At 46.6% G+C, this 10,805-nt stretch carries 8 protein-coding genes; 4 read left to right on the forward strand and 4 right to left on the reverse strand.

Annotated features, from left to right (window positions below; all coding sequences use genetic code 11):
- The first annotated feature begins 30 nt into the window (after positions 1 to 30).
- Both RH89_RS23075 and RH89_RS23080 read left to right on the forward strand, forming a co-directional pair.
- Complete coding sequence (locus RH89_RS23075) at positions 31 to 954, forward strand: LysR family transcriptional regulator (protein WP_004407242.1); 924 nt, start codon at positions 31 to 33, stop codon at positions 952 to 954.
- A gap of 164 nt (positions 955 to 1,118) precedes the next feature.
- Positions 1,119 to 1,805, forward strand: coding sequence for a YadA C-terminal domain-containing protein (locus RH89_RS23080; protein WP_004407243.1), 687 nt, complete (start codon positions 1,119 to 1,121; stop codon positions 1,803 to 1,805).
- Between the two features lie 175 nt (positions 1,806 to 1,980).
- Here RH89_RS23080 and phoU read toward each other — a convergent pair whose 3' ends face one another.
- The 4 genes from phoU to RH89_RS23100 all read right to left on the reverse strand — a co-directional run bounded on the left by phoU (position 1,981) and on the right by RH89_RS23100 (position 7,426).
- A complete protein-coding gene (phoU, locus tag RH89_RS23085; protein WP_004407244.1) occupies positions 1,981 to 2,679 on the reverse strand; it encodes a phosphate signaling complex protein PhoU in 699 nt (232 codons plus the stop codon).
- 66 nt (positions 2,680 to 2,745) lie between these two features.
- Positions 2,746 to 3,567, reverse strand: a complete 822-nt coding sequence (gene pstB / locus RH89_RS23090) for a phosphate ABC transporter ATP-binding protein PstB (RefSeq protein ID WP_004407245.1) — start codon at positions 3,565 to 3,567, stop codon at positions 2,746 to 2,748.
- A 2-nt stretch (positions 3,568 to 3,569) separates the two neighbouring features.
- Positions 3,570 to 5,213 carry a phosphate ABC transporter permease PstA gene (gene pstA, locus RH89_RS23095; protein WP_004407246.1) on the reverse strand — a complete coding sequence of 548 codons (1,644 nt, stop codon included), beginning with the start codon at positions 5,211 to 5,213 and terminating at the stop codon, positions 3,570 to 3,572.
- 23 nt (positions 5,214 to 5,236) lie between these two features.
- Positions 5,237 to 7,426: an ABC transporter permease subunit gene (locus RH89_RS23100; RefSeq protein WP_004407249.1), complete on the reverse strand. Its 2,190-nt coding sequence runs from the start codon at positions 7,424 to 7,426 to the stop codon at positions 5,237 to 5,239.
- A 195-nt stretch (positions 7,427 to 7,621) separates the two neighbouring features.
- Between RH89_RS23100 and ppk1 the strand changes: the two genes are divergently transcribed.
- Both ppk1 and ppx read left to right on the forward strand, forming a co-directional pair.
- The gene (gene ppk1 / locus RH89_RS23105) at positions 7,622 to 9,715 is read left to right on the forward strand and encodes a polyphosphate kinase 1 (protein ID WP_004407250.1); all 2,094 of its coding nucleotides are present in this window, start codon (positions 7,622 to 7,624) and stop codon (positions 9,713 to 9,715) included.
- On the forward strand, positions 9,708 to 10,805 hold a 1,098-nt coding region (ppx, locus tag RH89_RS23110), incomplete at its 3' end, for an exopolyphosphatase (protein WP_004407251.1). The genes ppk1 and ppx, both read left to right, overlap by 8 nt.

Below are 10,805 nucleotides of genomic sequence, written 5' to 3' on the forward strand. Positions count from 1 at the left end.
GCCCAAGCAACGGTAAGGGCAGCGTTAGACATGGCAAAAGATTTATTCGCGTCTCTGGATCTCAATCTATTGAGAACCTTCCTGATATTGTCTCAGGAACTGAATATGCGCAAAGCGTCCGAGAGGCTTTTCGTTTCTCAACCCGCGATTAGTCAGGCACTTCAGAAGCTGCGTAACCATTTTGATGACGAACTGTTTGTAAAAAGCCGCAATGGCATGAAAGCAACGGCGTTTGCAGAAGAGCTGGCTGAGCGCATCACGCCACACCTAGACGGGCTGGCGAACGCAGTTAACCTTTCGCATGAGTTCAATCCTCGCGAACTTGACCACACCATAAAAATTGCGCTGTCTTCTCCTGTTTTGTTTTCAGTCGCAGGAAAGCTGTATCAAAAACTCAATGAAGAAGCCCCAAATGCCGACATCCAATTTCTAAACTGGGGCAAGAACACCTGCCAGGAAATAGAAAAAGGTGAGGTTCTTTTTGGAGTGAACTATCAAGATATAAAAACGTCCAAGACCATTTACTCACGGCATCTAGCGGACACAAAAGCAGTGCTTTTAGTTCGAAGAGAGCATCCTTTAAAAGCTTCAACAGTGACTCCGGAAGAAGCCGTGAAATACCCGCTTGCGTCATTGATCATTCCTGACGTCAGCGATAATGAAGCGGCATCATCGAGAATTCTTAAGGCTCGAGGTCTAAAGCACCATATTGCCTTCAGAAGCGAGTTCCCCTTTGCAGTTATCGATGTGGTCAGAAACACCGACATGTGCTTTCCATCTATTTCTCTTTTTCCGGTCGAGGAATACCCGTACCTTCGCGCTATTGAAATCGATATCGAGGACAAACACTTATATGGCTACCCTCTAGAGGGCTACTATCACCTAAAGAACCGCAACAACCCAATTGTTAACTGGCTGCATGAGTGCCTGAAAACATTATTGTCAGAACGATAACCCACCCAATTAATAAGATATACTTATTATCACAATAACACTTGGTGATTAGTGATAAGAATTAGAACTCCTTAAGATTCATCCCATAGGAAAGACAACGACATACAAATGTCGCCAAGCAGGATGCTGATGACCTTTCACATGAATTTTAAGAGAGTTACATTATGAAAAAGACGATTCTGACCATCACTATTTCTGCCCTTTTCCCAGCAGTTGCCTTCGCAAGCCCTAGCCACTTGCCAGAAGTTGACTTGCCAAACAACGGAATTGAACTGCCTGTAGACAGACCCCAGCCAGCGGATCCTGATTTCGGTATTCAAGTACCAGTACACCTACCTGGTCATGAACCTTCTTTACCAGAAGTGGACAATACACCTGAGCGACCACATCCAGACACGTCGCCGGATCGCCCAGAGCCAACCGACCCAGATTTTGGTGTCGCAGTGCCTGAGCAGCCACCAATAGACAATTCTCCTGAACGACCTCAGCCAGATTTCGGTGACACACCAGACTGGGGAGTGCCAGCTATCGGAGTGGGTGACTTAGAAGTTGCTTTCAACGAACTTGCTCAGGAGATGAACGAAAGATTTGATGAACAATCTGAGCAGATTCATGGTATTCGCGCTGGCTTGCACGCCGTAACCAATGCTCGCCCTTTTGTTACAACAGGTGAGTTTGCGATGGGTGCTGGTGTTGGATTCTCTGGAAGTAAAGAAGCAGTAGCGCTAGGTGGAGCTTACGGTTTGTCTGACAGAGTCAGTATTTCAGGCACCTTCCACTACGAGTCAGCAGGCAAACATTCTTCATCAGAAGTAGCAGGCGGAGTCGGCGTTCAATTCAAGTTTAACTGATTTATTTTGTAGCCTGGCTCGGAGGGGAGCCAGGTTTTATTTTCTGTATTTTGTGCTGTGACACCTTTGAGTATTTTACCTATGGTAGCTCTCGCCTCTGCCCTTCCAGAGGTTCTTTTTATTCTTCCCTACCCTCAGAACTCAGCTTGCCAAGATCACTTAACCCGAGATCGGATTACTTAATAATATCGTCGATATCCTGTTCACTCAGATGACGAACATCTTTACCTTTCACAAAGTAAATAATGTATTCACAGATATTCTGGCAGCGGTCACCAATTCGCTCGATAGCCCGAGCTGACCACATCACCTGAAGCACAGCAGGAATGCAGCGAGGATCTTCCATCATGTAGGTCATCAACTGGCGAATGACCGCCTCATACTCGGCGTCCAGTTTGTCATCCAGCTTGTAAACTTCTGCCGCTGAATCCACGTCCATTCGGGCAAAGGCATCCAACACCTGATGGAGCATGCTGATTGCCTGACGGCTTAACGGCTCAAGAGAAACCTGCCAGGTTCTTTCTTTGCTCGATTCGGATTCCAGCGCGACACGGGCAATGCGGGTTGCGACATCACCAATGCGTTCAAGGTCGGTAATGGTTTTGATGATCGCCATAATCAAACGCAGGTCTTTGGCGGTGGGCTGGCGCTTGGCGATGATACGGGTGCACGCTTCATCTATTGCCACTTCCATGGAGTTTACTTTGTGGTCATCTTTTACCACTTTTCTCGCCAGTTCCAGGTCTTGTTTGTGCAGCGCCTGCATTGCAAACGACAACTGCTGCTCAACCAAACCTCCCATGGTTAAAACGTGGGTACGGATGGACTCAAGCTCAACGTTAAACTGACCGGATATGTGGCGACCAAACTGCATAGATGTATGAATTCCTTTCTTGAATGACGTGTTTCAATTTTACGGCGAAAAGTGAGCAACCACCAATTAGCCGTAGCGACCTGTGATGTAGTCTTCGGTTTGCTTTTTAATTGGCGATGTAAAGATAGAATCTGTATCGCCATATTCCACCAGCTTACCCTGATGAATAAACGCGGTGTGATCACTGACTCGCGCTGCCTGTTGCATGTTATGAGTGACAATCACAACCGTGTATTTGGTTTTCAACTCGTTGATCAACTCTTCAATGGTCAGAGTCGAAATAGGGTCAAGTGCAGACGTGGGTTCATCGAGTAGGAGAACTTCAGGTTCGATAGCAATGGCGCGTGCAATTACCAGTCTTTGTTGCTGACCACCAGACAAACCAAACGCATTTTCGTGCAGTCGGTCTTTAACTTCATCCCACAATGCAGCCGCGGTAAGGGCCTGCTCAACGGCATCATCCAGAGTCCGGCTATTGCTGATACCCTGAAGCCTCAAGCCATAAACTACGTTCTCGTAAATGGATTTAGGGAACGGGTTAGGTCTTTGAAAGACCATTCCCACACGGCGGCGTAAAGTCGGGACATCCACCTGCGGATCATAGATGTTTTTGCCATGCAGCCTCACCTTGCCATTTACCGCGCAACCTTCGACAAGGTCATTCATTCGGTTAATGCAACGCAGCAAGGTCGATTTACCGCAGCCAGACGGTCCAATGAAAGCGGTGACCTGCCCCTTAGGGATGTTCATGGTGATATCAAACAGAGCCTGCTGGGTTTGCTGATAGAACAAGTTTAAAGACTCGATAGAAATGGCGGTTTGCTCCGGAGTCAGGTTGTTTACATCCAGAATATTCTCGTAACCAAATGTCGAGTTGATTGAAAGCATGTTTAATCTTGTCCTAAGGTGCGATATTTCTCGCGTAAGTTGTTACGTATACCAATAGCGGTTAAGTTTAGCCCGACAATCACCGTTACCAGCAGGAACGAAGTGGCGTAAACCAATGGTCTGGCAGCTTCAATATTTGGAGACTGAAAACCGACATCGTAAATATGAAATCCAAGATGCATGAACTTGCGATCCAGATGGATAAACGGAAATTCACCATCAATCGGTAAACTCGGTGCTAGCTTCACCACGCCCACCAGCATAAGGGGAGCGACTTCCCCGGCAGCTCGTGCTACCGCCAGAATCAGTCCAGTCATTATCGCCGGACTTGCCATAGGTAAAACGATACGCCACAAAGTCTCAAACTGGGTAGCCCCCAACGCGAGAGACCCTTGTCTGACCGAACCGGGAATTCGAGCCAACCCTTCTTCAGTTGCGACTATCACCACTGGCAGTGTTAACAATGCTAATGTTAATGCAGACCACAACAGACCGGGTGTACCAAATGTCGGAGAAGGGAGTTTTTCTGAATAGAACAAGCTATCTATCGAACCACCAATGCTGTAGACAAAGAAGCCAAGCCCAAATACGCCATAAACAATGGATGGAACACCCGCCAAGTTTATCACGGCAATACGAATCGTTCTGGTCAGAGCGTTGTTTTTGGCGTATTCATTCAGATAAATAGCTGCAATTACACCTAATGGCATGACGACAATCGACATGACGATCACAAGAAAAACCGTACCGAAAATAGCGGGGAAAACGCCCCCTTCTGAGTTGCCCTCTCGCGGGTCTTCTGTCAGGAACTTTTTCACCTGCCCCAGCCAGTGAACAAACTTGTCAATCACTGACATATCATTTGGATACCAAACGTCTAAGATGTCTGTCAGTGGCAGTTTCACCTGAGTGCCATTCATGTCTTCGACAATCAGGGTTTCACCAACAAACTGATTTCTGAGCACCGTCAGTTTTTCTTCAAGATGAGTTAAGTGCGAATCGATGCTCTGCATTCTGGCAGCGAGCTCCGCCGCTTTTTCATCGTCCAGTGTGCCGTTAAGCTCGAATTTTTTCTTCTCCAGACGCAGTTTTTCCAACTGAAGGTTGTAATACCTAAGCTGAGAATGAGTCAGCGACGCCACTTTACTGCGCACATCCTCAACGGCTGAAATGCCTTGTTCTAAGAAAGACTCAACAGACTGATTGGTAAACAGCTTGCTTTCAAAACCGATTGGGCGCCCATAGAAGTCTCCTTCCTGACTGCGCTCTATCACTGCCCAGCCAGCAGGTTTGACAGGCTCACTCAATTCGAAATCGAACACAGAAATGAAATCGAGTGTGTTTCGGTCTCGGTTGGCAATTTTTATGCTCAACCTTTCGACGGTATCTTGCTCATCAGGTAATAACTCAGCCAGAGCAGAGTACTGACTCAACCGCTCGACTGACATCGACTCACGCTGATACAACTGACCAATCAACTTCTGACCATTTGGCGTACTCCACTCGTACAGAGGAGCGGGCCAGAAGTAACTTAGTCCCTTCCAGCCAATCAATAACAGCACCGATAACACAGAAACCAGACTGACGCTGACTGCACCAGCCGTTAGCCATATCCATGGGGCTCCCGATTTAAACCAATTTGACACCAAAATCTCTCTTAAACGCGCCTTTAAAGTGCGCTGTATTTGTCCCTCAATCGCTGTCTTACCCATTCAGCCAGAGAGTTAACAAAGAACGTAAACATAAACAGAATCAATGCCGCCAGGAATAGCAATCGGTAGTGGGAACTGCCCACATCCGATTCCGGCATTTCTATCGCAATGGTCGCGGACAAACTGCGCAACCCTTCAAAAATATTCCAGTCCATGACGGGGGTGTTACCCGTTGCCATCAGAACAATCATGGTTTCGCCTACCGCTCGCCCAAGCCCCATCATGACCGCTGAGAATATACCCGGACTTGCCGTCAGTAGGACCACATAAATCAGCGTTTGCCATTTGGTGGCTCCTAACGCCAATGAACCATCCGACAAATGTTTGGGTACGGAAAATATCGCATCTTCCGCGATGGTGAAGATGGTCGGGATAACGGCAAATCCCATAGCCAAACCGACAACCAGTGCATTTCGCTGATCGTAATCGATCCCAATGTTCGCTAGATAAACACGCACATCGCCACCAAACAATGCGCGTTCTAAGTCATGGCTGAATGAAATGATCACCAATGAAAGAGCCAGCAGTGCAGGAATCAATATCAACCCATGCCAGCCGCTCGGCACTCGGTCTAACCATTTCGCAGGCAAATTATGCCAAATCCAGCCAATCAATATTGTCGAGGCAGGGAGCAGTACTATTAAAGCAATGGTCGATGGCAAATGTGTTTCAATGACAGGAGCCAGCCAGAGGCCCGCTAAGAATCCAATGATAACCGTTGGCAACGCTTCCATTATTTCGATGGCTGGCTTTACGACTTTGCGCATCGGAGCAGACATAAAGTAGGCGGTATAAATCGCTCCAAGAACGGCAATCGGAACGGCAAATAACATGGCAAAAAACGCCGCTTTCAACGTGCCAAACGCAATGGGTACCAGGCTGAACTTGGCTTCAAAATCATCGCTGCCCGATGTGGACTGCCAGACATACTGAGGTTCTGGATAGCCTTCATACCAAACCGATTGCCACAAGGCAGACAAAGAAATTTCCGGGTATTCGTTATCAACAGTAAATACCTGTAGTGAGCGTTCACCCACCGTAAGCAGTCTGTCCTCGTTGCTGGAAACAGCCGCTATCACTGGCGCTTGCTTCAATAACAATTGTGTCAAGGTACGCTCTTCACTGGTGGTGTAAAAGCTGTCAACCTGCCCTCTATCAGAGAAAACGTAAAACCCTTTTCTGTAGTATTCCGGGACAATTAATGAAGTAGAATCTGGTAGCGAGAATTCGCGGATGTAGGAAAGGGTTCTCTGGCGTTCTTTCAACACATCAAACCATTGGGAGACCGTATCGTTCTGGTGATGAACCAATAATGATTGCGCCCCCGCTAGTAGAGTCATGCTTTTTGCTATCGCACGTTCATCGCCTTGCGTGATGTCCACCACTTCCCGAACCACAAACCCTTGATTGTGCTTCCACACCATGACGACGAGATCATTCTCAGACAACAGGAATAACTGCCTGCCATCTGGCGTCATATTCATGCCAATCAGGTCTTCAAAAGGTCCCTGAATCACCTTACTGGTGTATAAACCGTCAAACTCCTGCCACGTAACCAGCTGCTTTTGCTCATTCACAAAAGCAAATGTGGCACTTTCATTACTGATAGCAAACGCAAATTGCTGGACACTCAATGGTGCTGCTGCCAAATTCTCTGGCATCCGATATTCGCGTGACTCTACCCTTGGAGAAATACTTCTTCCCTGACCATTAAATTGCACCGCAAAACTGGGCTTAACCGACTGAATTTCGCCATCTGAATTCAAAAACGCAAACCAACCAGAACTTGCTGGCATTCTGGCGTGCGCTAAAGGAGAAGTTTGGATTGAGCGCGACTGCTCGGTAATACCACTTTTCAGGTCTACATAAGTCAGCGTGCCTGATTCAGAAAGCACGTACCCAAGCTGACCGTAGTCATCAACACCTGAAGCAAACGTCTGGCTTGGAGCATCAAAAGGAACTGAGGAGATTTGTTCAATTTTCGCGGAGGAAAAAACAGGCAGAACCATGAGTAAAAGATAGAAAAATATCAATAACAGGGCGACTAATACACTGATGCCACCAGCTTTCACTACGTATCGCATAAAACGGTCTTTTATCAACCGTTTACGATCACGTTCTTTTAATGAAAATTCGGTGTGGAGCATCTCTTTGGTCTACCTTTTTATAGTCAATGCCATAATATGTCGATTGGATGACAAAAATATTACAGAAATCCGATAAATCCTTGAAATCTGCTAAATCGCGCCTAATGCAATTGTATGCTGAAATAAAAATGTCATAAAAACATTTTACTTTCATTGAGTTCATTCTCAACACGACGTCAACGTTGGAACAGTACTATGAGTGCGGAAAAACTGTATATAGAAAAGGAACTTAGCTGGCTTTCGTTCAACGAGCGTGTCCTTCAGGAAGCCGCAGACAAAACGGTACCTTTAATAGAACGGGTACGCTTTCTTGGGATCTTCTCCAACAATTTGGATGAATTCTACAAAGTCCGTTTTGCTGACGTTAAACGCCGAATTCTCATCAACCAGGAGCGCGGCGGCAACGACAACTCGCGCCACCTGCTCAGCAAAATGCAGTCGAAAGCCCTCAAGCTTAATCAAGACTTTGATGAACTGTACAACGAACTGATTCTCGAAATGGCGCGCCGCCGGATTTTCTTAGTCAATGAAACTCAACTGAATGAACATCAGAAAAAATGGATTCGAAAGTATTTCCTCAAAGACGTTCTTCCGCACATCACTCCGCTTCTGATTACTGAAGAAATCGATGTCCTGCAGTTTTTAAAAGATGAATACTCCTATTTAAGCGTCGAAATGAAGCGGGATGAATCTTCCCTTTATGCTTTGTTAGAAATCCCAACCGACATTCTTCCGCGCTTTGTGATGGTGCCTGAGCAGAAAGGAAAACGCCGCAAAACCATAATCCTGCTCGATAACATCATTCGCTTTTGTCTGGACGACATATTCCGAGGATTTTTTGAATATCAGGAACTGAACTGCTATGCGATGAAGATGACGCGAGATGCAGAGTACGACCTAAGCCACGAGCTTGAACACAGCTTGTTGGAACAAATGTCTGAAGGCTTGAGTCAGCGCCTGACCGCAATGCCAGTACGATTTGTTTATCAGAGAGACATGCCGGAAGAGATGCTGAGCATCTTGTGTAAAAAGCTACAAATGTCGAGCTTCGATAGCCTTATTCCAGGCGGACGCTACCATAATTTCAGAGACTTTATCGGATTCCCGAACGTGGGTCGTGAGTATTTAGAAAACAAAACGTTACCGCCACTCCGTTGTACGGATTTCGACCGCTTCCCTAACGCATTTGAGGCCATTCGCGCTCAGGATATTTTGCTCTACTACCCTTACCATACGTTTGACCACATGACTGAGCTGGTCAGGCAAGCCTCCTTCGACCCGAAAGTGCTGTCCATCAAAATCAATATCTATCGGGTAGCCAAGAACTCCAAGCTCATGAACTCGCTGATCGATGCGGTTCATAACGGCAAGCAAGTTACGGTAGTGGTAGAACTTCAGGCTCGCTTTGATGAGGAAGCCAATATTGAATGGTCTCGGGTACTCACCGAGGCTGGTGTGCACGTGGTGTTTGGTGCACCAGGTTTGAAGATTCACTCCAAGCTGCTGCTTATTAGTCGCCGGGAAGGTGAAGACATCACCCGTTATGCTCACATCGGCACAGGCAATTTCCATGAGAAGACTGCCCGAATTTACACCGACTTTTCTTTGCTTACGGCGCAAAAAGAAATCACCAATGAAGTTCGCAACGTTTTTGGCTACATAGAGAACCCTTATCGTCCGGTGAAGTTTACAGAATTGATTGTGTCGCCGCGAAACTCTCGCCAGCAACTTTATCGCCTGATCGATGGTGAGATTGCCAATGCCAAAATGGGCAAAAAAGCGAGCATCACCCTAAAGGTAAACAATCTGGTCGATAAAGGTTTAGTCAATAAACTCTATGGCGCAAACAACGCAGGTGTGAGCATTCGAATGGTCATACGAGGTATGTGTTCGCTGGTTCCGGGAATAGAAGGGGTTAGTGAAAACATTAAGATCATTAGCATTGTCGATAGGTTTCTGGAGCACCCGAGAGTATTCATCACCGAAAATGATGGCGATCCTTTGGTATATATTTCATCGGCAGACTGGATGACCCGAAATATTGATCATCGCATTGAGGTTGCAGCCCCAGTTCAGGACCCAAGGCTGAAACAAAGAATTATCGATATAGTGAATATCCATTTTACCGATACGGTGAAAGCACGGTGGTTCGATAAAGAAATGAGTAATGCCTACGTACCGCGCGGAAATAAGAGAAAAGTCCGCTCACAAATTGCTATTTATGAATATTTGAAGCACATTGAAAAACAGGAAAGGAAAAAATGGCAATCAACAATAAGTCATGACTGAGATTGAATCACGCGATATCGCAGCAATAGACCTTGGCTCCAATAGTTTTCACATGGTCGTCGCCAAGGTTGTCGGGCAAGACCTGCAAATAGTCAGCCGACACAAACAAAGAGTACGACTGGCATCTGGCTTAGATAGCCTCAACAACCTTGACAACAGCGCCATCCAACGAGGATTAGACTGCCTCAAAATCTTCGCGGAACGTTTGCAGGGGTTTGAACCAGAAAACGTTCGGATAGCCGCAACTCACACACTTCGGCAAGCCAATAACGCTCACATTTTTATTCAGCGAGCGGCTGAAATACTCCCTTTTCCCATTGAAGTGATCTCTGGTCTTGAAGAAGGACGTCTTATCTATACCGGCGTCGCCCATACTCAACCTGAATCGGAAACCAAGCTGGTTATTGATATTGGCGGTGGCAGTACAGAGATGATCATCGGAACCGGGTTTGAACCTAAGATGATCAACAGTAAGCGAATGGGTTGCGTGAGCTTTACCGACAAATATTTTGCAAACGGTAAGCTAAATCGAAAGAACTTCAACAAAGCTGAAATTGCGGTCGAGCAGCGGCTAGAGTCTCTCACCAACAAATACATAAAACACGGATGGGATGTCGCCATTGGCTCTTCTGGCACCACAAAAGCAATCCGTGAAGTACTGATCAATATGGGCTTTGAAGATGGCATCATCACCCTTAAACGCCTACAAAAGCTGATTGATGAGCTGCTTCAGTTTGAGCAAATTGATGATGTGTCGCTGCCCGGTCTGACTGAAGAGCGGCAACCCGTCTTTGCAGCTGGCGTGGTTATCTTAGAAGGTATTTTCAAAGCGCTGTCCATAGACAAACTTCACTTCTCTCCGGGCGCTTTGCGTGAAGGGTTGCTCTATGAGATGGAAGAGCGTTTCGAGCGCAGTGACATTCGAATGCGTACCACTGAAAACCTCGCCCGCAAGCACTTAGTGGATCTGGAACACGCGGATAAGGTGCGCAAACAAGCCCGAAAATTTCTAGAGCAGTTAGCTCCCGATTTAGGTATTAAGAAGTCTAGCGAGTTGTTTGACCTTCTGGAATGGAGCGCCATGCTTCAT

Source organism: Vibrio nigripulchritudo ATCC 27043 (assembly GCF_000222685.1).
GTDB classification, from domain to species: Bacteria; Pseudomonadota; Gammaproteobacteria; order Enterobacterales; family Vibrionaceae; genus Vibrio; species Vibrio nigripulchritudo.

Coding starts and splice junctions, on each gene's coding strand:
- RH89_RS23075 (WP_004407242.1), top strand. CDS start 31: ATGGCAAAAGATTTATTCGCGTCTCTGGATCTCAATCTATTGAGAACC.
- phoU (WP_004407244.1), bottom strand. CDS start 2,679: ATGCAGTTTGGTCGCCACATATCCGGTCAGTTTAACGTTGAGCTTGAG.
- pstB (WP_004407245.1), bottom strand. CDS start 3,567: ATGCTTTCAATCAACTCGACATTTGGTTACGAGAATATTCTGGATGTA.
- ppk1 (WP_004407250.1), top strand. CDS start 7,622: ATGAGTGCGGAAAAACTGTATATAGAAAAGGAACTTAGCTGGCTTTCG.
- RH89_RS23100 (WP_004407249.1), bottom strand. CDS start 7,426: ATGCTCCACACCGAATTTTCATTAAAAGAACGTGATCGTAAACGGTTG.
- RH89_RS23080 (WP_004407243.1), top strand. CDS start 1,119: ATGAAAAAGACGATTCTGACCATCACTATTTCTGCCCTTTTCCCAGCA.